General features: G+C 41.4%; 16 protein-coding genes. 11 read left to right on the top strand and 5 right to left on the bottom strand.

Features of this window, described 5'->3' with window-relative positions; all coding sequences use genetic code 11:
* The first annotated feature begins 444 nt into the window (after positions 1 to 444).
* The 9 genes from H6G83_RS09915 (at position 445) to H6G83_RS09875 (ending at position 10,870) form a co-directional block, all read left to right on the top strand.
* Positions 445 to 1,794, top strand: a complete 1,350-nt coding sequence (locus H6G83_RS09915) for a helix-hairpin-helix domain-containing protein (protein WP_190470680.1) — start codon at positions 445 to 447, stop codon at positions 1,792 to 1,794.
* Positions 1,795 to 2,281: 487 nt separating this feature from the next.
* Positions 2,282 to 2,827 (top strand): hypothetical protein, encoded by a 546-nt coding sequence (locus H6G83_RS09910; protein WP_190470987.1) that lies wholly within the window; start codon positions 2,282 to 2,284, stop codon positions 2,825 to 2,827.
* Between the two features lie 400 nt (positions 2,828 to 3,227).
* A complete protein-coding gene (locus H6G83_RS09905; protein ID WP_190470676.1) occupies positions 3,228 to 3,680 on the top strand; it encodes a hypothetical protein in 453 nt (150 codons plus the stop codon).
* 328 nt (positions 3,681 to 4,008) lie between these two features.
* The gene (locus H6G83_RS09900) at positions 4,009 to 4,332 is read left to right on the top strand and encodes a DUF6464 family protein (protein WP_190470673.1); all 324 of its coding nucleotides are present in this window, start codon (positions 4,009 to 4,011) and stop codon (positions 4,330 to 4,332) included.
* Between the two features lie 3 nt (positions 4,333 to 4,335).
* Positions 4,336 to 4,479, top strand: coding sequence for a hypothetical protein (locus tag H6G83_RS09895; RefSeq protein ID WP_190470670.1), 144 nt, complete (start codon positions 4,336 to 4,338; stop codon positions 4,477 to 4,479).
* A gap of 125 nt (positions 4,480 to 4,604) precedes the next feature.
* Entirely contained in the window at positions 4,605 to 5,468 is an 864-nt protein-coding gene (locus H6G83_RS09890; RefSeq protein ID WP_190470666.1) for a Tab2/Atab2 family RNA-binding protein, read from the top strand.
* A 378-nt stretch (positions 5,469 to 5,846) separates the two neighbouring features.
* Complete coding sequence (locus H6G83_RS09885) at positions 5,847 to 7,157, top strand: TldD/PmbA family protein (protein WP_190470664.1); 1,311 nt, start codon at positions 5,847 to 5,849, stop codon at positions 7,155 to 7,157.
* Between the two features lie 175 nt (positions 7,158 to 7,332).
* Positions 7,333 to 10,053: a chloride channel protein gene (locus H6G83_RS09880; protein WP_190470662.1), complete on the top strand. Its 2,721-nt coding sequence runs from the start codon at positions 7,333 to 7,335 to the stop codon at positions 10,051 to 10,053.
* Between the two features lie 169 nt (positions 10,054 to 10,222).
* Positions 10,223 to 10,870 (top strand): hypothetical protein, encoded by a 648-nt coding sequence (locus H6G83_RS09875; RefSeq protein ID WP_190470656.1) that lies wholly within the window; start codon positions 10,223 to 10,225, stop codon positions 10,868 to 10,870.
* Positions 10,871 to 11,131: 261 nt separating this feature from the next.
* Here H6G83_RS09875 and H6G83_RS09870 read toward each other — a convergent pair whose 3' ends face one another.
* Entirely contained in the window at positions 11,132 to 13,174 is a 2,043-nt protein-coding gene (locus H6G83_RS09870) for a serine/threonine-protein kinase (protein ID WP_190470653.1), read from the bottom strand.
* A 326-nt stretch (positions 13,175 to 13,500) separates the two neighbouring features.
* Entirely contained in the window at positions 13,501 to 13,701 is a 201-nt protein-coding gene (locus tag H6G83_RS35255; RefSeq protein ID WP_313935700.1) for a zinc ribbon domain-containing protein, read from the bottom strand.
* 102 nt (positions 13,702 to 13,803) lie between these two features.
* Between H6G83_RS35255 and H6G83_RS09860 the strand changes: the two genes are divergently transcribed.
* Positions 13,804 to 15,312, top strand: coding sequence for an acyl-CoA synthetase (locus H6G83_RS09860; RefSeq protein ID WP_190470650.1), 1,509 nt, complete (start codon positions 13,804 to 13,806; stop codon positions 15,310 to 15,312).
* A gap of 304 nt (positions 15,313 to 15,616) precedes the next feature.
* Here H6G83_RS09860 and H6G83_RS09855 read toward each other — a convergent pair whose 3' ends face one another.
* The 3 genes from H6G83_RS09855 to H6G83_RS09845 form a co-directional block, all read right to left on the bottom strand.
* The gene (locus tag H6G83_RS09855) at positions 15,617 to 17,869 is read right to left on the bottom strand and encodes a DUF1796 family putative cysteine peptidase (protein ID WP_190470648.1); all 2,253 of its coding nucleotides are present in this window, start codon (positions 17,867 to 17,869) and stop codon (positions 15,617 to 15,619) included.
* A 720-nt stretch (positions 17,870 to 18,589) separates the two neighbouring features.
* Positions 18,590 to 19,312 (bottom strand): molybdopterin-dependent oxidoreductase, encoded by a 723-nt coding sequence (locus tag H6G83_RS09850; RefSeq protein ID WP_190470645.1) that lies wholly within the window; start codon positions 19,310 to 19,312, stop codon positions 18,590 to 18,592.
* 18 nt (positions 19,313 to 19,330) lie between these two features.
* Positions 19,331 to 19,918, bottom strand: coding sequence for a cytochrome b/b6 domain-containing protein (locus H6G83_RS09845; protein ID WP_190470643.1), 588 nt, complete (start codon positions 19,916 to 19,918; stop codon positions 19,331 to 19,333).
* A gap of 464 nt (positions 19,919 to 20,382) precedes the next feature.
* On the opposite strand from H6G83_RS09845, the gene H6G83_RS35245 reads away from it, so the two are divergent.
* Positions 20,383 to 23,262, top strand: coding sequence for a hybrid sensor histidine kinase/response regulator (locus tag H6G83_RS35245; RefSeq protein WP_242044516.1), 2,880 nt, complete (start codon positions 20,383 to 20,385; stop codon positions 23,260 to 23,262).
* The last annotated feature ends 69 nt before the right edge of the window (positions 23,263 to 23,331 follow it).

Genomic DNA, 23,331 nt, shown 5'->3' with positions numbered 1-23,331 from the left:
ATCAGTACATATAGTAGGAGACTCTTAACAGGTGACAGGTGACAGAGTAAAAGCAAGATTTTTTGCTGTCTAAGTTTTCCGATTTCTTGATGTCCTAACTGTCTTGGCTATTGTCATTGTTTCTTGTCGCCTATCCCCTGTCTTTTAAGGACAGGTTTTTTTGTGCTTGAAAGCACTTCCTACTCTCCAATTCCTCGTTTTTACTATATTACGTAAATAGCTGATAGATGTTTAATAACAGTATTTTTACCATTAATTTATGATTTTGCAGAATTTGTTAAAAAATTGCTAAATAATAATTTGATAATTTTAGTTAATATCGTGTAAGACCATAGCAGTTTCACTGGGCATTAGATTATATAATATAGGTTTCAGTAAAAGTAGAAGCCCAAGTAATTATATTAATAATTTCTGAGACAGAGAATAATTTTGAGGGTGGAATAAATGATTAAAATAGCCAGTCGTCAATCTATAGGATTAGAAAATGTCTATGATATTGGTGTTGAGCGGGATCATAATTTTTTAGTTAAAAATGGTTTAGTAGCTTCTAACTGTTTCAACAAATCCCATTCAACAGCTTATGGATATGTTACTTATCAAACAGCATATTTGAAGGCTAATTATCCGTTGGAGTATATGGCGGCGTTGCTGACAGCTAACAGCAATGACACAGACAAGGTACAGAAATATATTTCTACCTGTCTGAGTATGAATATACAGATAGAACCGCCTGATATCAATCGCTCAGGCGTGGATTTTACTCCAGCAGCCGGGAAAATATTATTTGGATTTTCGGCTGTGAGAAACGTGGGACAAAATGCGATCGCCTCAATTTTAGAAGCGAGAAACACAACTGGAGAGTTTAAATCATTAGCCGATTTTTGCGATCGCGTTGATTTGCGTGCTGTTAACCGCCGCACACTAGAATCACTAATTTACTGTGGAGCCTTTGACAAAATTGAATCAAATCGTCACCAGTTAATTCAAGACTTAGAATTAGTTTATGATTGGGCGCAATCCCGCGCTAGGGATCGAGCTAGTGGACAAGGAAACCTGTTTGACTTATTAGGCGGATTTGCTTCTACTAATTCTAAAACAGCTAATAATGCCTTTGAGGCTGCGCCTAAAGCTAAACCTGTGCTAGATTATCCACCACAGGAAAAATTACGTTTGGAAAAAGAATTATTAGGGTTTTATGTCTCAGACCACCCCTTAAAATCTTTAAGACAAGTAGCACCACTTTTAACACCAATTAATCTATCTCAATTAGGAGAACAACGAGAAGACATAAGATTGTGTGTAATTGTCATGCTGAATGGTGTTAAAAAAGTCATGACAAAGAAAGGCGATCCAATGGCGATTTTACAAATTGAGGATTTAACATCGCAATCAGAAGCAGTAGTTTTTCCCAAAACATACGAGCGTATCAGTTTTCTACTACAAGTTGATGCCAGACTGATTATTTGGGGTAAAGTAGACCGACGCGACGAACAAACCCAATTAATCGTAGAAGATGCAGAACCAGTAGAAACTCTGCAAATGGTGCTGGTAGAACTGCAACCTCAACAAGTAGCTGATATTGAAAAACTAGACTATTTAAAAACAATTTTGCAAGAACAATGTGGAGATAAAGAAAAAGCAAAAATGCCAGTGATTGGAATTATACAATCTTCAAATTCGCGTCGGTTAGTGCGTTTAGGTTGGCAATTTTGCGTCCAAGATGCTCGCATTACTGTTCAAGCACTGCAAAATGCTAACTTTACCGCAGAACTTAAATCTCTCATTGGTGGGTGATGAGGACTGCTGACAGGTGTAGGTTTTTTATTGGTGTTCCAAAAACCTTGGTTTGGGGTGTAAGGGTGTAGGGGTGTAGGGGTGGATGAAACAATGATTTTCTCGTTAGTTTTATAGTCCTTACTCACTGCTATATTAAAAACCTACACTTGTGAGGATGAGGACTGGGGGAGATGAGGGATCTAGGGGAGGTGGGGAGGAAATAATTACTCAGCATTGGCTCAACGCTCGGCTACCGCGCTTCAGCACTCAGAACTTACTAGTTAGCACTCAGCACTTCCTCATCCCCACCCATAGTAATTACCATGTATTAAATGTAACAGTTTTTCTCATTTATAATGCTACGTCAACAGTATATTACCGTAGCGATTCCTAAATTCCACAGTTTTTTTAGTTACTTATGCGGAGGATATTTTCCTGTAGTAAATGGTATCTTTTTATGCCATATGTTTTTCGGCAAGAGCTAGGGGAAGGAGTTAATACATTGATGATCGCTAATGATTTGAGTAAATTTGTTTCTTATTGCAAAAAAATTCAACCCCAGACTCAGGAGGACATCAAGCGGTTTTTTGAAGGGGTAATTGCTTTTCCTTATGATAAGGAACTTCTTTTGCAAGCTTACCTCTTTTTAAATATTAAAAGCTTGTTTCCCTCTTGTTATGAATTGCTTTTGTTTGAAAAGTCTCCAATTGCCGATTATACAGATTTAGGTAAGTGCGATTTCGTCTACCTGACATACCAAGGCAATTTGTTTTTAATTGAGACAAAGTTTATCGATACAGAAGCAACAGGAGCAACAGAAAGAAAACGCAGAAACAAGCACAGGAATAAGGTATTTGAACAGGTGATTACTTTAAAAAGTCGGTTTGGTGAATACTGGGATATACGCTCTGAACAGTTGGAATGCGGTGTTTTTACTACAGATTCAGAGATTGATTGGCGAGGTGATTGCGTCAATGTTGTGACTAAATCTATCTCTATAGATAATTTAGAAAGGTGGCGTAGAACTTATCAACGAAATAATCAATCTTAATGATTTTTAACTACTTGAGAAAAGATGGCGATGTTTACAACAAGGCTTGCGCCTACGCACCTGATTTTATCATACATAAACTTACTTTTGACAAAATTCTTCAACACAGACAAACACATCAATAGTGACCTGCGATCGCTCAAGTTTAAATATCTACCAGTCGTCTGATAGATTAAAATATCAATAAATCCTCAAACCTTGACTTTCAAAGGTTTTCAGCCTATCCCCTGTCTTGTGTTCCCTGTCCCCTGCCATATATGACTCGCTAGGTTTAGTATTTATAAAAATCTTCTGTCTGAATCACTGATTAGATGTACCAACTTTAACCTCCATAGTTTATAGTACAATTGTACTTGGTAGAGAAATGCCATTCAAACTAAGTAAGCTGGCGATAACATCTATGAAACAAATAGAACCTAGCTACAAGACTACCGTCTCCCTGCCATTAATGCTGCCGCAGGTAACAATGACGAACGCCATAGTACCGCTACAACCCCAGCCTGACAACTTGAACAGCCGTTGGGAGCGTTTAATTACCGTTGTGCAGCAAATCAATCAAATGGCAATAGAGTTAGAAGCCATGATGTTAGAACTCAAAACCATAGCCAGTACAATTAATAGTCAAGTTAATTCTTTAACTGATAATCAGCAGTCAGATATAAATATTTGTCAGTATTCACCTGTGAGCGTTCCTTTGGTGACACAAAAGCCGGATAAGACATTTATTTTAACAACAAGGAAAGTTGACTTATTCAAAGCAGAAAGAGAAGCCGCACAACTAGCACAACAACTGCGTCAGCTTACCCATAGGAAAAAGAATACATCAAAAAGAGCTAAAAAAATTAGACATTAGAAAAAAGTAGGAATTGGGTAGCTAGAGAGAAGAGGGAGAAAGGGGGAAAGGTTAAAGGGGAAAGGGAAGAATTTAAACTCTCTACCTCTTTCCTTTCCTGGGACTACTGACTATAAACTGTTGACTATGGACTAATGACAACTGACATACCAAGTGTAATCAACAAATCTTAAAGTTTTGTAGATTAAATGACAGTTTACCGCTAAAGCTGTAACAGTTATGCTGATGGAAGTCAGACCAGAAAACCCTTGCCATTCTCAGCAAGCAATAGGAAAAACTGCTGGTGGAGGCAAATAAGACGCAGCTTATAAAAAGAGGTTAACAGAAGGTGTTAAGAACACTTTTATTGATTGTCATTGGTTTGTTACCGTCCATGTACTCCTTGTGGGTAATGCGTAAAACCCAGTCACGGACAAGCTCACGCCTCAGACAAGCAGCCATAAATGTTTCTAGAGGGAGGCTACAGCAAAATCTCCGACCAGTAGAGAGCGATCGCTATTATTTAGAAGGGGTAGGCTATTTAATTGGCGACATCAGTTGTCAATTTAACGCTCGCTCCGGCTATCTCCGTTGTGCCGTTAATCCCAGCGGCCCTTGCCAGGGTTGCCGTTATTATGAACCCAAAGAGTTGGTAAGTAATGAGTGGGAGTAGGGAGTGAGGGGAGATGAGGGAGATGAGGGAGTGGGGGGAGATGAGGGAGATGAGGGAGATGAGGGAGATGAGGGAGTGGGGGGAGATGAGGGAGTGGGGGGAGATGAGGGAGATGAGGAGAAAAAACAACTGTCAACTGATAACTGATAACTGATAACTGACAACTGATAACTGATAACTGACAACTGATAACTGTCAACTGACTAATGACTAATCTTGGTAGAGTGAGAGTATAGACAAAAAATAAACTCGCCAGACATATACGGCAGAACATGGGCAGTATTTGGGAATTAGATTTTTACTCTCGTCCGATTTTGGACGCTAATCAGAAAAAAGTTTGGGAAGTTTTAATTTGTGAAAGTCCCTTAGATGTTCGTACAAACACGGATAACTTATTTCGCTTTGCAAAATATTGTCCTAGTACGGAGGTCAATTCAGTTTGGTTAAGGACGGCTATCCAAGAGGCTATTAGCAAGGCGGGAGAAGCACCAAACAAAATCCGCTTTTTCCGTCGCCAAATGAATAATATGATTGTCAAAGCTTGTGAGGATGCTGGCATAACAGCTGCGCCTAGCCGTCGGATTTTGATACTTCATGAATGGCTCAAGCAGCGTATGGAAGAGGTTTATCCCCAAGAACCGGGTTATCAGGGGGGGACAAATCCCTCGGTGCGTTTGGATAGTCCTTTACCCCAACGCTTACCTGATGCCTTAGAGGGGCAAAAATGGGTATTTGTCTCTTTGTCGGCTGCGGAACTAGCAGAAATGCCAGAGTGGGATATTGGTTTTACTGAAGCATTTCCCTTAGATTTGGCTCAAGTATCACCCCAAACTCGTATTCCTGGGGTGTTGATTTTCTCCCCCAGAGCCTTACCGATAGCAGGTTGGATGTCTGGGTTAGAATTAGCATTTTTGAGAGTAGATACCAGTCAAGGAACAAGATTAGTTTTAGAAACTGGGGCTACAGAAAGTTGGATTTTAGCCAATATCAAAAATCCCACCATTGTAGGAGAAGCTCAAGGTTTTGAAGCAGCTAAACAAAAAGCCAATGGCGTACACTTTATCGGCGTGCAGTCCGACCCGCAAGCCGAGTCTTTCGCTGGGTTTTGGCTATTGCAAGAGGTAGGTTTGCCTTAATCAGTTATCAGTTAACAGTTAACAGTTGTAGGGGCGGGTTCATTGAGTAATTCATGGTAAAAACAGATAGTTCTTTAAACCCGCCCGTACTTAAATACCTTGGTGAACAACCACAGCAATTGGTGGAATGGGTATTTTAGCGCTTGTTTATCCCCCACCATAAGCCCTGGCTGACTGATAACTGATAACTGATAACTGATAACTGATAACTGATAACTGATAACTGATAACTGTTTTAAATGCTGATAGATAGCCATGATTTGGGATAATTATCTGCGTCCGTCTGAAATCTACGCGGATATAGTTACCAATGATTTGGGATAATGATCTGCGTCTGTTGCCAGTTCAAAATCCACAGTCCACAATTCACCGAGGGTCATGGGTTCTGAAAATTTATCACAAGATACACTAGCAGAACATCTGCTGGAACTAGCTATGAAATCGGGAGCGGAAGCAGCTGAGGTGTATCAGTCGCGATCGCTTTCTCGTCCTGTTTTTTTTGAGGCTAATCGGCTCAAACAGCTAGAAACCAGCCAATCTGAGGGTACGGCACTGCGACTATGGCGCAAAGGTCGCCCTGGACTCACGGTAGCTTATGGTTCAGTAGATCCACAAGCGATGGTACAACGCGCTCTGGCTTTGAGCGAACTCAATCAACCAGAACCAGTGGAATTGGTGAGCAATTCTCAGCCATCCTACCCAGACTTGGGTGAGGCTGTGTCTGTAGAGGTTTTAGTCAATTGGGGCAAGGAAGCGATCGCTCTCATCCGCAATAATTATCCTGATGTACTCTGTAATAGTGATTGGGAATGTGATGTTGAAACTACTAGGTTAATCAACACCCAAGGTTTAGATTGTTACTACAACGATACCACCCTCAGTTGTTATATGTCCGCCGAGTGGATACGGGGGGACGATTTTTTGAGCGTATCTGATGGACAAACTCAACGTGATTATTTAGACCCGGAAAAATTAGCATATCAAATTCTCCAAAGATTGGTATGGGCTAAAGAAAATGTCCCACCCCCCAACGGTCGCGTTCCCGTTTTGTTTACCTCCAAAGCGGCGGATATGCTTTGGGGTACGGCACAAGCCGCGTTGAATGGCAAACGTGTACTAGAAGCCGCCTCTCCTTGGGCAGAACGCTTAGGAAAACAAGTAATTGCCCCCAGCCTCACCCTTTACCAAGACCCACAAGCAGGGCCTTACAGTTGCCCTTTTGATGACGAAGGTACGCCGACTAAATCTTTAGTGTTTATTGAAAAAGGAATACTACAAAATTATTATTGCGATCGCACCACAGGCAGAAAATTAAGTAATGGGACTACTGGTAATGGTTTCCGCCCCAGTTTAGGCAGCTATCCCACCCCTGGCTTATTTAATTTCTTGATTAAACCTGGTTCTGCATCCCTCAAAGAGCTGATTCAGAAAATAGACGATGGTTTAATTGTGGATCAAATGCTTGGTGGTAGTAGTGGTATATCTGGAGACTTTTCTATCAATATTGAACTAGGGTATAGAGTCCGAAAAGGTCAAGTAGTTGGTCGCGTTAAAGATACAATGGTCGCAGGTAATGTTTATACCGCCCTCAAGCAAGTTGAGTTAGGCAGTGATGCTGATTGGAACGGTTCTTGTTATACCCCGTCGTTGATAGTTGAAGGACTATCGACGACTGGGAGGAATAACTAGGGAGTGGGAAGGGGAAGGGGGAAAGGGGAAAGGGGGAAAGGGGAAGGGGGGAAAGGAACAACTGTCAACTGTCAACTGTCACCTGTAACCTGTAACCTGTCAACTGATAACTGATAACTGATAACTGATAACTGATAACTGATAACTGATAACTGATAACTGATAACTGACTATTATGTACTTTCGCGGCTGGTTGCAACCTAGACGGGGTTTAGCGATCGCAGAAGCTTGTATTATCGGGATTGTAGCTGCCTTATCTGCGGTATTTTTGAAAGTCAGTTCGGGATTTTTAGGGGCTTGGCGAGTTCATAGTTCTCACGTTTTGCCTGCATGGGTAGCCCTGCCAATTGTAGGTCTATGTTTTGGGTATTTGGCTGGTCTATTGGTGGAAAGATTAGCACCAGAGGCGGCTGGTAGCGGTATTCCTCAAGTCAAGGCTACCCTAGCAAATGTACCGACAAAATTATCTTGGCGGGTAGCCTTGGTTAAGCTACTAAGTGCTATTATTGCTTTAGGTTCGGGGATGACGCTGGGAAGACAAGGGCCGACAGTCCAAGTCGGGGCGGGTTTGGCATCTGGGATGAGTCGCTTAGTTCCCACTTCTCCCGACCACCGCCGACAAATGATTGCGGCGGGTGCGGGTGCAGGTTTGGCGGCGGCGTTTAATGCCCCGATTGCTGGTGTATTATTTATTATTGAAGAATTACTGCAAGATTTATCAGGTTTGACCCTGGGAACTGCGATTATTGCCTCATTTATTGGTGGGGTAGTCTCTAGATTATTGGGTGGTCGCAGTCTAGATTTAAACATAGAATTACTTTATTACTCCAGTCGTTTCTCCTTTCCCGAAATTCCCTTGTTTCTGCTTTTGGGCGTTTTAGCAGGGTTATTTGGTGCATTATTTAATCGTGGGATAATTTTTAGCATTCAGTTCTACCGCAACCTGCATATTAGCTTACCTCTGCGGGTAGCTTTGGCTGGTCTAGTATCTGGGATTGTGATCTCGCTGTTACCAGAGTCTTTCCGTGATAATGCTGGGTTAAGAGAATATGTGATCACTAGTGAACTAAAACCAACCTTTGCAGCGATCGCATTTATCTCTCAGTTTATCCTGACTTTGGTCGCATTTGGTTCTGGCGCACCCGGAGGATTATTTGCGCCTAGTTTAATTTTGGGTTCGGCTTTAGGGCATTTGGTAGGGGTATTTGCCCACTATGTATTGGGAGGTGGTTCTCCTGCTACCTATGCTTTAGCAGGGATGGGGGGATTTTTTAGCGCTGTTTCTAAAGTACCAATCACCGCAATAGTGATTGTCTTTGAAATGACCACCGATTTCAATCTGGTTCTACCTTTAATGATAGTGGCTGTGACTGCCTACTTGGTAGCGGATAAGGTAGTCCCCGGTTCACTATATGAGAAATTATTACTGTTAAATGGCATTACCCTCACCAAACAGGTATCAGTGGAAGGAATATTAACCCAACTGACTGCAAAAGATGTCATGCAGCAAAGGGTAGAAACTCTAGACGCAGATATCACCCTAGAAGAAGCCAAACAAGCTTTTGCCAATTCCCATCATCGCGGTTTTCCGGTAGTTGAAGATAATAAATTAGTAGGGATTGTTACTCAATCAGATTTAACAAAAAGTCTTAGTCGCCATCTAGAAGATAATGCTACTCTCACGGATATTATGACCGCCAACCCCATGACGGTGACACCTAGACAGACCCTGAGTCATGTGTTGTATTTACTAGATCGTTATCAAATCAGTCGCTTACCAGTTGTAGAAGGGCAAAAATTGATAGGGATAATTACCCGTGCGGATATCATTAAGGCAGAAGCAGACCATCTCAACGGTGGAAATACCCACCCAACTCCACAACTAGAACCATCTTATGTAGTTTACCAAACGCGAAGTCCCAGCATCGGCAGAGGTAGATTGCTAGTCCCAGTAGCCAACCCCGAAACCGCCGCCACCCTACTAAAAATGGCTGCCGCTATTGCCCGCGATCGCCATTATGAAATAGAGTGTGTGCAAGTAATGTTAGTCTCCCGCCACACATCCCCATCCGAAACCACCGTCAGAACCGCTAAAAGCCGTCGCCTTTTACGACAAGCAGAAGTATTAGCCAAAAAATGGCGCATCCCCGTCCATACTCAGATTAGAGTCGCCCACGATCCCGCCCAAGCAATTCTCGAAACTATCAAAGAACGACATATAGACCTCATCCTCATGGGTTGGAAAGGCAACACATCCACCCCAGGACGTATTTTTGGCAATACCGTAGACACCATCATCCGCCAAGCCACCTGCGACGTAGTGCTAGTAAAGTTAGGTAGTCAACAGTCAATAGTCAATAGTCCACAGTCAATAGTCAATAGTCAACAGTCAATAGTCAACAGTCAACAGTCCACAGTCAATAATCAACAGTCCCCAGTCCCCAGTCCCCAGTCCCCAGTCCCCAGTCCCCAGTCCCCAGTCCCCAGTCCCCAATTTAATCGCTGGTTAGTCCCAATGGCTGGCGGCCCCAACGCTAGGATAGCTATTAAATTGTTACCTGCTTTAGTGACATTGGGAAATGAACCGCAAATTCGGTTGACCAGGGTGTTTAAACCCTTTGACCTTCAACCAGATATGACAGTCTTAGAACAAGCCATCCGCCAATTAATGCGCCGCAGTCAATTAACTAGCACTGTAATTGCAGCCCCAGTACAAGCTGATTCAGTAGTCGAAGGTGTAATTAAGCTGGTGAAAACCGAATTTTATGATGTCGTAGTTTTAGGTGCTTCCCGTGAAGGCTTATTACAACAAGCTATCCAAGGTAATATTCCAGAGGCGATCGCTTCTGGTGTAGATAGTACCGTGATTTTGGTAAGAGGGGCAATTGACAGTTGACCAAAACAATTGTCAATTCGCAATTCGCAGTTAAATGTAATACCAATTTGAAACAAAAATGCGACAGATATAAATCAAGTTTCTTTCTAATTTTTTTCAGTATTTATACTATACTCTTTAAGTAAAAATCATTTATTATGATACAAGTAATGTTTCAGAAAGCAAATTCATGAGCAAAAAATGGAATGCTAAACAACTTGGTTTAGCTGTTTTACCTACCGCAATAGCTGTAGGCGCAACACTAGCTTCTACATCCCCTAGTTTCGCGCTAGATTATCAATGGGATGTTAACTTGACAAGTAATAATTATTCAGCTACAGGTTATGTAATAACCAATACTAACACTGCTAATGCCAATCTTTCTGCAAGCAATATCTTAGATTGGAAGTTTACTTTAAGTAATGGTACTGTATCAGATGTAATACAGAAAACTAACTCTACTTTGAGTTATACTGGTGGATTATTTATAAATGCTGCAAGTAACGCCCTTACTTTAGAGCCATCTATCTTATCACTACGTTCTATTACTTTTACAAGCCAGGTAAACAGCAATAGTAATCTCTACTTTGGTTATCCACTTACGAGCGGACTTATTCCTAATGTACGAATTGGGATTCTTAGTTCACTTAATATTAATGGTGGTACTGGTTTACTATATAGCTCAACTACATTTGCTACAGGAGGTACTCCTGTACCCTGGGATGTATCACCAAGTATGTTACCAGTGATCGGTGTACCCTTCTTCTTTGGATTGCAGAGCTTAAGAAAGAAGGTAAAATTTGCCAAGCCTGTCAAAATCAGCGAGACAGTTAGCTAACAATTCTAGATTGAGACTATTTCTAATTTACTTAATCTCAAAAAGTAATACTATTCAATGGTTCTAACTAGGCTAGAGCCATTTCTTTATGACAGGACTTTCGTACAGATATAGGACTTACGCAAGTGTCATAATTAAACTAACGCTAGGGTGCGTCAGACCCAATAATTTCGCACAAATTCAGGATTTTTTCACCTCTGACGCACCCTACCCCAGTCAATTGTTAATTGATAGCTTATTTCCACTGTCAATTATCAATTGTCAATTGTCAATTCTTCCCACAGACCAAATTTTAATCGTATTATCTTCGCTACCACTAACCAAACTCTCACCATCAGGAGTAAAGGCTACAGATGTGACGGTATTTTCATGTCCTTCTAGGGTGCGAATTTCTTCGCCTGTTGCTAAATTCCACAGCTTAATTGTCTGGTCGCGGCTGGCGCTGGCTAGGGTGTTACCATCTGGACTAAAAGCAATTGATGTGATTGTTTCTGTAGTCCCTTTTAATGTGCGAAGTCTCGTACCTGTGGGTACATTCCACAGCTTAATTGTCTGGTCACGGCTGGCGCTGGCTAGGGTGTTACCATCGGGACTAAAGGCAATTGATGTAACTGTTTCCCCATGTCCTGCTAGTGTGTGAGTGAGAGTTCCGGTTTCTAAATTCCAAATTTTGATAGTTTTATCAAAACTACCACTGGCAATATTTACACCATTAGGGCTAATGGCGACGGAACGCACCCAAAATGTATGTCCTGTTAGTGTAGTTATCAGCCTTCCTGTAGCTAAATTCCAGACTTTAACGGTGTTATCATCGCTACCACTAACTAAGGTTTTACCGTTGGGACTGATGGCGAGGGCATGAACTGCGTCGCTATGTCCTTCTAGGGTGCGAATTACTGTGCCGGTTTGCAAATTCCAAACTTTGATAGTGTTATCATCGCTACCACTAACTAGGGTTTTACCATCGGGGCTAAAGGCGACAGCATTAACTTTGCGAGAATGTCCATTGAGAGTAGAGATGTCTTCACCTGTAGCTAATTGCCAAATTTTAATGGTGCGATCGCTCCCACAACTAGCTATGATTTGACTATTCGGACTCACCGCGACGGAAACATACGGGTTTTCATTGTCTGGAAGTGTATTAGCTAAAAAAATGGTTCTCAATGTTGGCTTTTGCGGCTTGGTTATCACCATTTCATTAGACTTGTGCTGAATAAACCTGGAGGATAAACTGCTATAAATCCGCCGATACTGGCTAACCCAAGATTCGCTAAAACCAAACAGTAATATCAAAGCACTCAGTAAGACTATACTTCTGACTAATGTATATTTCTTTGGCAACTTAGATACATAAGTTGTCTGAGTTACAGTGATTTTTCCAGAGGTTTGACCAGCAGCTGGTAAGGCGAGGGGCTGTTTGGGGGTAATATCCTTGATGACTTCATCAGCCGAGGTGTAGCGGTGCTTGATGTCTTTTTGCAACAGTTTGTCCAGCACAAAATCCAATTCAGGCGTTAAGGGACTACGTAAATATTGCCGCCAATTAGACACCCAGCTATATCCATGTTCCATCCACAACTGGAAAGGCGAAACGCTAGTTAGCAGGTGAAAACAGGTAGCGCCCAATGCGAACAAATCACTTGCAGCATAAGCTTTGCCATCGCGAATTTGTTCTAGTGGTGAGTAACCATGTGAACCAATGGATGTGCCGAAATTTTGAGCTTTGGCTGTCAATTGTTTAGAGGAACCAAAATCTATCAGATTTAATCGCCCATCAGTGCGGCATCGGATAATATTTTCAGGTTTGATATCGCGATGGATCACGCCGCGATCGTGGATAAACTTGAGTACAGGGAGTAAATCTAGCAAAATCGCTTGAATTTCCCCTGGTCGATAGTTCTTACGCTGCTGCAACTCCTTTAAAAGATTTTGTCCATTAATAAACTGTTGCACCAAATACAGACAGTTATCTTGCTCAAAGTAAGCCAGCAAAGTCGGAATTTGCGGATGTTCACCGAGTTCTTGTAAGCGCTTGGCTTCCTCCGCAAACAATTCCACTGCCTTTTTTTGTGACCAAGTACCCTGAAATTTGGGTGCTAGTTGCTTAATCACACATAGTTCATTTAATTTATCTTTATCTTCTGATAGATAAGTTCTCCCAAATCCCCCTTCATCAGAAAGGACACGGATAACACGAAAGCGGTTTCTTAAAAACGGTACTAAGGTAGTACCACAAGTTTTACATGAGTTTCTTCCATCAGAGTTTAATGGATTTGGGCAATCTGGATTTAAGCAGCAGATCATGTTCTGACAGGCGCGGCTGCATGAAAATTTAGATGAACTTTGCTTCCAAATTCCCTTAATTAAGAGAGGCTCTCGCTGACTTTGGTAGAAACACTGGTAGGGGAATTGAAGGAGCCTTTATATTGTAAATCCTGGTAAATGCTCAACCGTCTTGCTTGATGCGGCAAAACTCAGAGAGCCAGATAATCAATTCTTCTCCAGATTATATAGTATTCCGAAGTGAAGTACCACAGGTTCCGCTACGCGGAACCTGTGGCTTCCTGTCCTGAACCAGTATCCCGGTTCATCCCTAGTCTTTCAACTAGCTGATCAGGCGTAGATTTCCCTTATTCCAAGGGGATTTTAACTTGCGAGAATAGCATCAGGTTGAGTGCAGCATTCACATCTCTGTCCCAGAAACTTTTGCATTCTGGACACTCCCACTCACGAATAGCAAGGGTTAAATCTTGCTTGATGTAGCCACAATTAGAACATCTCTTAGAACTAGGGAAGAACCTATCTACGTAGTGAACTTCACAACCATAGATATCTCCTGATCAAGAAGTTACAAAAGTTTAAATAAAATAGTTGAGATTGCTATATGCTTTCAGTAATTAGACTGAACAATAAGCATAAATTGGTAAAGAAAAGTGACTCTCCCTTTAATTACTCGTGCTGAAAAAAATAGCGAGAAAAGAGCAATTCTTACAGATGAAGGCGCATTTACTTATCAGGATTTATTGCACATTTCTAGTCAAATAGCAACAAATCTTCTGAATGGAACAGCAGATTTACAACAGCAGCGAGTGGCTTTTTTAATTCCACCAGGATTTGAGTATGTAGCCACTCAGTGGGGAATTTGGCGGGCGGGTGGAATAGCAGTACCTCTTTGTATTTCTCATCCAAGACCAGAGTTGGAATATGTGATTACCAATTCAGGCGCATCGATGATTATTGCCCATCCGCATTTTGAGGATATACTGAGGGCGATCGCAACTACTCACAATTTGCGATTTATCCTCACCACAGAACCGCTCGGTGATCATGTTGCGCCTCTTCCAGAAATAGATATTACCAGACGTGCCTTAATTCTCTACACTAGCGGCACAACAGGTAAACCAAAGGGTGTGGTGACAACTCATCAAAATATTCAAGCGCAAGTGACTAGCTTAGTTACTGCTTGGGAATGGACAGCGAGCGATTCTCCTTCGGAGACGCTACGCGAACGCATCCTACACGTACTCCCATTACATCATATTCATGGCATTATCAACGTCCTCACCTGTGCTTTATGGGCTGGAGCGGAGTGTCATATGTTGAGTAAATTTGATGCAGATGTTGTTTGGAGGCTAATTAGTCAGGGTGAGTTCACCCTATTTATGGCAGTCCCGACGATATACGTCAAGTTGATTGCTGCTTGGGAAAATGCTTCCCAGGAACGTCAAAAAACCATGACAGCAGGCTGTACCAAAATGCGGTTAATGGTTTCTGGTTCCGCCGCTTTACCAGTGCAAGTTTTACAGAAGTGGCAAAATATTAGCGGTCATTTTCTCCTAGAACGCTATGGAATGACGGAAATAGGTATGGCACTCTCCAACCCGTTACACGGTCAACGATATGCTGGGTATGTGGGTCAACCTTTGCCACAAGTGGAAGTGAGATTAGTGGATGAAGGTGGAAATTTAGTTCCACCAGGAACACCAGGAGAAATCCAAGTCAAAGGCCCTGGTGTATTTTTAGAATATTGGCAAAACCCCCAAGCCACCGCTAAAGCTTTCCAAGATGGTTGGTTTTGTACAGGTGACTTAGCCGTAGTTGAGAATGGTAACTACCGCATTCTGGGAAGGATGAGCGTGGATATCATCAAAACAGGAGGGTATAAAGTTTCCGCCCTAGAAATTGAAGAAGTGTTAAGAAATCATCCAGATATTCAAGAATGTGCTGTGGTTGGGGTGGCTGATCCTGAGTGGGGTGAACGAGTTTGTGCGGCGTTAGTGTTGCAACCACAGCGTCAGTTAACGTTAGAATCTTTGAGAGGTTGGGCAAAGGAACAATTAGCGGTTTATAAAGTCCCCACTAAGATTTTGCTAGTTGAAGAATTACCGCGTAATGCGATGGGAAAGGTGACTAAGCCGACGGTGGTTGAGCTATTTCGATAGATGTGGTTAACAATTCGCGCATTCGCGCATTCACGCATTCGCGCATTAAAGACATTTTGCCTACGGCACGCTACGCGAACAGTCGGGGATTTAAACCCCGACTGAAACTGATACTACGTATAGATGTAGGGGTCTTAAACCCTTTTATTTACGATAAAATATTTAGGACTGACGCAAGTGTCATCATCAAACTAACTGTAGGGTGCGTCAGCCTCAATAATTTCGTACACATTTTGTGGATTTTCCACATCTGACGCACCCTATCCCATGTGCCAGTTGCCTATGTCCTGATATTGATGAAACCTCAGTCCTTGGGTGGATTCGGTGGACACCAAAAGAGGTTTTTACTAGACACACCCAAGGATGTCAAAATTCCCCGGAATATGTCTGTGCAGTACATCCAATGTCCTAAATCGTCATACATCAGATCAGGATTAAACTCGTAATTATAATGCAGGACATGAGGGATGCCTAAAAACTCTTCGCTAGCTTGGGGAGATAGGAGCAATAGTTGAAATGGTTTGCCATGACATTGTTTTTCCAGTTTGTCAAGCAAATCAATTACCCCAGCGCGATCGCAAATCCCGGTGCGGACAAAAAGCGGGCGATCGCAGTTTTCTACTGTGTACCAAAACCGTTGGGAACGTGCTGTATAGCGATCGCGCATCCGTTCATAAACGGGAGACATATCATATATGGGGTTGTCTGTGTCTTCAACTTCATGAGCGAAGGATAAACCAGTCCATTTGCTATGGTAGATTCTGCCTGCATCTGCACTGTAATGGAGGAAGTCGGGATTCCACATATCATAGAAACGATTTTCGATGATATCGGCAATATCTGCAATCTTGGTAGTGCGGGTCAAATCAAAGGGAAAGGCGGGGCCGTCATACTCCATTTTATACAGCATCATTCGCACAGCACAGCGATCGCCCAGAGGTATAATCGCTATACGGCTGATGTCTGATAATTTACACTGATATTGGAAAAGCACGGCAGATTGTGCTGCTACTTTCACCCGACTTTCTAATCCATGATTGCCAATCATCATTGTACGGAATGGGGTATCGGGATGCAGAGGGTCTTCATAGACACCTGCTGGCATAGCTTTTAGTGCGCTCCGTACTTCCTTCCACATGGGATGGATATTATACTCGTGGTCTGACTCGTTGATTACCCAAAGGTGACGCTCGTCCTGTTGCAAAATTCCTAAATGCCCATCATAGTACAACACCTGGGAGTTGTTGGGTGCAAAGAGATTGAAGGCGGCTATGTATTCTACCTCAGTAGCCGGGGGTATTTCTAATGTTGTGATTAAAGCCCCATCTTCTTTTACAGCCAAGAAGGGGAGTATTCCTGGTTGGGGATTTTTAGCAATGTAAACGCCTGGGGTCAATTTGGCTTGACTTTGCAGTACAGTTTGCAGTTCTTGCCAATAGGGAGCAATGGTATAATTGGATTTTGATGGATTGCTGATTCGCAAACTCTTCTCTTCAATAGAAGTACAGACATAGAAGCCTGCATTATCAAGATAAATAGGAATTTCATTCGGTTCCCAGAAGTGGCGTGTTTGTTTGGCTAATTCTGCTTTGTCAATGTCAAACAGGTGCAAATCGATCGCCTCATACATGAGCCTATGACCGATACTGTTGGGGTGAGATGGGTCAAAAGATATCCCCTCTCGCCAGCGTCCTTGCCCATTATCTAACGCTTCCAGCCAATTCAAAATCGGAACGCCCCAAGTTAACATCCGATGGTTTGTTTCTTTTAATAGCCAGTGATGCTCAGGAGAATAGTCATTGTGAGGATAGACTCCCCCCAAAATCGGCAACGCTCCTAGTTTCCTGGTCATGTTCACAAGCTGCTGCAAGCCGCTTTCAAACCGTCGTTGTATTGCTCGTCGTTCGTGAGGAGGACAGGAAGCTAAACCTTCATTACCCAGCGACAAGGCGATAATTACCACATCCGGCTGTTCTGGCGTAACTACTGACCCAAAGCGGGTAATTGTCCGGCTGACATTGGCTCCCGCTTCCGATACATTTACTACTCTATGTCCATATTTTTCCTGCAAAGCTTGCTCTAGTAAGCAAACCCAACCTTGCAACAGCCAAGCTTTATAACCCAAAGCTACGGAACTACCAATTACCAAGATTTTTAAACCTTCAGACCTTTCTGGTGAAGGATTGATGACAGAAGTTGGCTGTTCCAGGTAGGCGAATGGATAAGGCTGTAAATAACCAAATGTACCATCATCCAAGACAATAGTACCCGAAGGCTGATGATTTATCGGTAGCCAACGGTTCGCACCTAAAGCTTCCCATTGGACATTACCTTGGGTATCGAACTTGACATACTTATACTCAATCTGGGTGTTATCTGATGCCAACAATGGCTCAAGATCAAATTCTATATCTACCCACCATAAAGGATAGCGATCGCCACTCGTGCGGAGGTGAACACATCTAGTAATATCCCACGATCCCAATTCGGGACTAGAACCGACTAGACCAATAGATTCACCAGTTTGTGTATATGCACTAACCTGGAATCGATACATAAATTTTTTGTTAGTTTTGTAATAATATGCCACAAGCAAATGCTAAATCCTACAGATGTTTTAACCGTATTATTGATACGTTTACCATCTGCCTTATGAATAAACTTGAGTATTTTTACGTATAAATATTTTCAACAATCAGATTTTGAGCTATAGCAGTCGTCTGATAAGTTAGGACATCATACAATTTTAAAACCTTTAATTTCAAAGGCTTTCAGCCCTGTTACCTGTCCCCTATCACCTGTCCCCTGCTATAAAAGCCAATAGAAGCACTTTAGTCTGGAAATAACGGTTTCAGCCTTGCGCCAATTCAGGAAATGCAAAAATTAACTACAGAAACCCCCCTCTATTTTGCTTAACAAAATTAATATAGCTTGCCATCTAATCTTATAACGACTTAAAAGTAATCCATATTCTACTTTTAATCTGCCCTTAATAATTATTACTAAATTTTAAATTGGATTTAACAAAATATAATCAATAAAATAGCCGATAAAAGTAGGGTGGGCATTGCCCACCAAAGCTGTGCTACTTATAGCAGATTGCAACCGATTAGAATACAGATTCATCTGCGTTCATCTGCGTACCCTTCGGGTTCGCGGTAGCGTTGCCAAGCATTGGCTTCTCTACGAGACGCTACCGCGAACGCCAACATCTGCGTTTAATTATTTTTCCTGTAACTCACGCTCGTTGAAAAGTGCTATATCTATTGTCTAAAATCTAAATTCCAGCAAACCATTCATAACCCTGATCCTCCCAATAGCCTTTAAATATAGATAAACTGCTAGTCAAAGTAATCTGAGTTACCCACTTACTCTGCTTATAACCTAACTTAATCGGCGAAGCTAAACGCAAAGGCGCACCATTTTCAACTGGTAAAGGTTCACCATTCTTTTCATAAGCCAAAAGTGTTTGTGGATGTAAAGCTGATGCAATATCCCAGCTTTCGTAGTAACCATCAGCCGATTTAAAATAAGCGTATTTGACAGTAGATTTTGGTTGAGCCAGGGCAATAATATCTCTTAACCTTACACCACCCCATTGCACGATCGCCGCCCAACCTTCTACACATATATGGCGGATAATCATCGAAGTCAAGGGTAAGTTTTGCATCTCTGCCATGCTAATATTTAAAGGCTGATTCACTTCTCCATCAACAATTAAACGATACTTTTCTATATCGATAATTGGCGTAGAACGAAAGCTATTAACTATTAACGCTTCTGGTTGAATTTCCTGAAATGAAAATTCTGGTACAAGTTTTTCAGGATTAAAGATTAATTTCTCTACTTTTTGATTAAGTGGTTGAGAAACTGCACCTACTAAATCTTCAAAAACGGGTGTCCCGCAGCCGCCGAGTAGCAAACTCATACTAGAAATACCAGATAGCTGCAAAAATCGACGGCGTGAGATTTGAGGATGACGTATATGAATTAAACTCATTTGCTAAATAGTTATACTTTACCAAAACATTGACTCTGTTAATTGCTCACCCCCAGCTTGTCGCCCTAATGCTGAGTGAATTATTGTAAATATAATCACTAGTGGCACAGAGGCAAAATGTACAATTCTTAATGCTTGCCAGTCGCCAAACATCTCGACAATCCAAGGAAATTGAGCAGGTTTATACATACCTATACCTGTAAGTATTGCCAATAGCGAGATCGGGATAATAGATGTATAAACAATTCGATGCCAAGCATAAATTAGACGCTTAGGGTTTTGGCTTTTTTGTAATGCTTTGAGGTCATTAGTACCAACAAACCGATGTCGCCAACGTCGGGTAATTAAAATATAAATTCCATACCATAAAAGATTGACAGAAAATAACCACATGGCGGCAAAATGCCAATGTCTACCTCCGGCTAACCAACCTCCTAAAGTAAATATGGGTGGGATGTGGAAACCTGCACGTCCACCAAAAACGGGATTTGCATTGTAGATTTGTAACCCACTGGTAAGCATGAGGAATAAGCTAATGATATTAACAGAATGAAAAATCTTTGCACCTAACGCTTGGTTGGGGAATTTTCTGGTTTTTGGTTGCATAAGTATCTTATCGTTCTCGTTCAACATCTCTCGGCTTATTTAGATTTATAACAATTTTGAATATGCTGATGGCTAATTATTTGACTTACAGCAGACTGCATATGCAAAAAGTTATGTACCAACATACCTTCAACACTGTAACCTGTAACCTGTAACCTGTAACCTGAACCTGATGTAATTTTTTGATTACGGCATACAGATATGTTAGTATGTTACCAAGCTGATATCAGATGCTTATAGAGGTTTGTCGTCAATGCGATCGCTTGGAATATAAAGCAGGCGATCGCATTTTGTATTCCAGCCCTCTCATGGGTAACTAATCTTGTCAACTATTGCCAAAACTAATGCGACCCCTTCATAATCGTTTACAAATATCCGCTAAGGGGACTATTCAATCTAAGGTATAGTGTTCAAATATCGTATATTTGATTTACTGCCCGTCGCTAATCGAACTTTCTAAAGCTATGACAGATGAGCAAAAGACCAAAGAGCAGCTCATGGAAGAGTTAGCGGTACTGCGCCAAAATTTTTCCCAATTAGAAAAGTTACTATCTCAGCAGCAAGCAGAAAGAGCGGCATTTGCGATCGCACAATCTACACTAGTCGCCCAACTACAAACCGAACTCACCCATCGCCAGCAGGCAGAAGCAGCAGTTCAACAAAAACAGCATTTTGTCGAGAAAATTCTCGAAACAACACCAGAAATCATATACATATACGATTTGATTGAACAGCGCAATGTTTATATCAATCACCGAATAAAGGAAATTCTTGGTTATAGCTCTTGTGCTGTTCAAACGATGAAAGAACAAGTCCTGCCAAATCTGATTCATCCAGACGACATTGACCGAGTTAACACACACCTAAAGTCTTTGCCAAGCTTGCAAGATGGCGAAGTAGTCGAAATCGAATACCGAATGAAGCATAGTGATGATGATTGGCGTTGGTTACGTAGCCGAGAGTGTGTGTTTACTAGAAATAGCAATGGCTTACCTGTGCAGATTTTAGGCACAGCTACTGATATTACTAAACGCAAACAATCCCAACGAGAAATTCACTTTCAAGCAGGTTTACTCTCAGCAGTAGAGCAAGCAATAATTGCTACCGACTTGCAGGGAGAAATTATTTATTGGAATCGATTTGCAGAAACTCTTTACGGTTGGTTAGCCGAAGAAGTAAAGCAGAAAAATATTGTAGATTTGATATCACCTGTAACTTCACTTGAGTACGCAACAGAGATTATGTCTCAACTACAGCAAGGTGAAAGTTGGACAGGCGAGTTTATTGTGCAACATAAAAACGGCAATGCTTTTCCCGTATTAGTCACCGACTCTCCCATTTATGATGAGCAAGGAACATTAATAGGAATTGTTGGTATTTCTAGGGACATTACCGAACAAAAAAATGCTATCACCAAGCTGCAAGAAAGTGAAGCTCGGTTGAAACTAGCTCTAGAAGCTGCCTGTATGTTTACTTGGGATTGGGATATTGTCAATAATCAAATAACCTACTCTAACAAAGATAATTTCATCTCTAAACTAGCTCCAACTTTTTCTCCAAGTACCTACCAAACTTTTCTTAATGGTATTCATCCTCAAGACCGTGAACGGGTAGCGATGGAAGTGATGAACGCCATCACCCAGAAAGCGAATTATGACACAGAATTTCGAGTCCTGATCGATGCAGAGGAAATAATTTGGCTAGGTAGTAAGGGTCAAGTATTTTATGACCAATCGGGAAAAGCAATACGCATGGTTGGCGTAGTCATGGACATTAGCGAACGGCAAGCCGCGCTGCGCGAACGCAAACAAGCAGAAATTAAAATTCACCAACAAGCCACATTACTTGATATTGCCACAGACGCAATTCTCGTACAAGACTTAAACAACCAGATTTTATTTTGGAATCAAAGTGCAAAGCGTCTCTATGGTTGGCTCGAACAAGAAACTATTGGACAAAATGCCATTAATCTTTTATTCAACACTGAAGAAAGCTTACAGTTACTTGAAAAAATTCATGCTGCATTAGCTGATAAAGGTTTTTGGCAAGGTGAAATCAATCAAATAACTAAAGACGGCAAGAAAATTATTGTAGAAAGTCGTTGGACTTTAGTCCGTGATGAACAAGGACAGCCTAAATCCTTTTTAGTAAGTAACACCGACATCACACAAAAAAAACAAATAGAATCCCAATTTCTCCGCGCTCAACGCCTAGAAAGTATTGGCATATTAGCAAGTGGAATCGCTCATGATCTCAACAACGTGCTTTCACCTATATTAATGTCATTACAATTATTAGAAAAAAATTTTTCTGACCAACAGACTCAGCAATTACTCAAAATCTTAGATACCAATGTTCAGCGTGGTGCTGATTTAATCAAACAAGTGTTGTCCTTTGCTAAGGGTGTATCAGGCAAACTAATCATTTTACAAATTAAGCACGTAGTTGCCGAAATTAATCATATTATCCAACAAACATTCCCTAAATCAATTAACTTTACTACAGAATTACCCCTAGATTTATGGGCTGTCTATGCCGACCCAACCCAGTTACAGCAAGTGCTGATGAACCTCTGCATTAATGCTCGTGATGCTATGCCTTATGGTGGTTCTTTAAAAATTATTGCGGCTAATAAATTTATTGATGAAATCTCTGCTCAAAGCTTCTTTGAAGCAAAGGTAGGCTATTATGTTGTAATTTCTGTGGTTGATACTGGTATTGGTATTGCTCCAGAAATCTTAGAAAGAATTTTTGAACCATTTTTTACAACTAAAGAAACTGGCAAAGGCACAGGGTTAGGTTTGTCAACGGTAATGGGAATTGTCAAAAATTATGGCGGTTTTATCAATGTTGAAAGCTCACTAGGTCAAGGTAGCCAATTTCAAGTATATTTACCAGCACTCACAACTACACAACAGCAACAACAACTAACACAAGACATTGAACTGCTCACAGGCAATGGAGAGTCGATTTTAGTTGTAGATGATGAACTCTCGCTTCAGGAAATTACTCAGATATCTCTTGCTGATTATAACTATCAGGTATTGACCGCCTCTAATGGTATCGAAGCGCTTTCAGAGTATGTCAAACACAAAGATAAAATTAGTGCAGTGCTAATGGATTTAATGATGCCTGAAATGGATGGCATTACGACTATTCGCGCCTTGCAAAGAATTAATCCACGTATCAAAATCATTGCTACCAGTGGGCTAGCAACTAATGAAAAAATAACTGAGGTTTCTAGCATTGGTATTAAAGCATTTTTACCCAAGCCCTACACATTATCAGAACTGTTAAAAATTTTATCTTTAGTATTAAATGAAAATGAAAATATTAGTGATTAGCCCAAAACCATGTTTTGGGCGTTGCATATTTAATGAAGTGAAAAGTCAGGCATATTTACGGCATGATTT

It is taken from the genome of Anabaena azotica FACHB-119 (genome assembly GCF_014697625.1).
Classification (GTDB): Bacteria; Cyanobacteriota; Cyanobacteriia; order Cyanobacteriales; family Nostocaceae; genus Trichormus; species Trichormus azoticus_A.
This window is presented reverse-complemented; position numbering and strand designations above follow the sequence as displayed.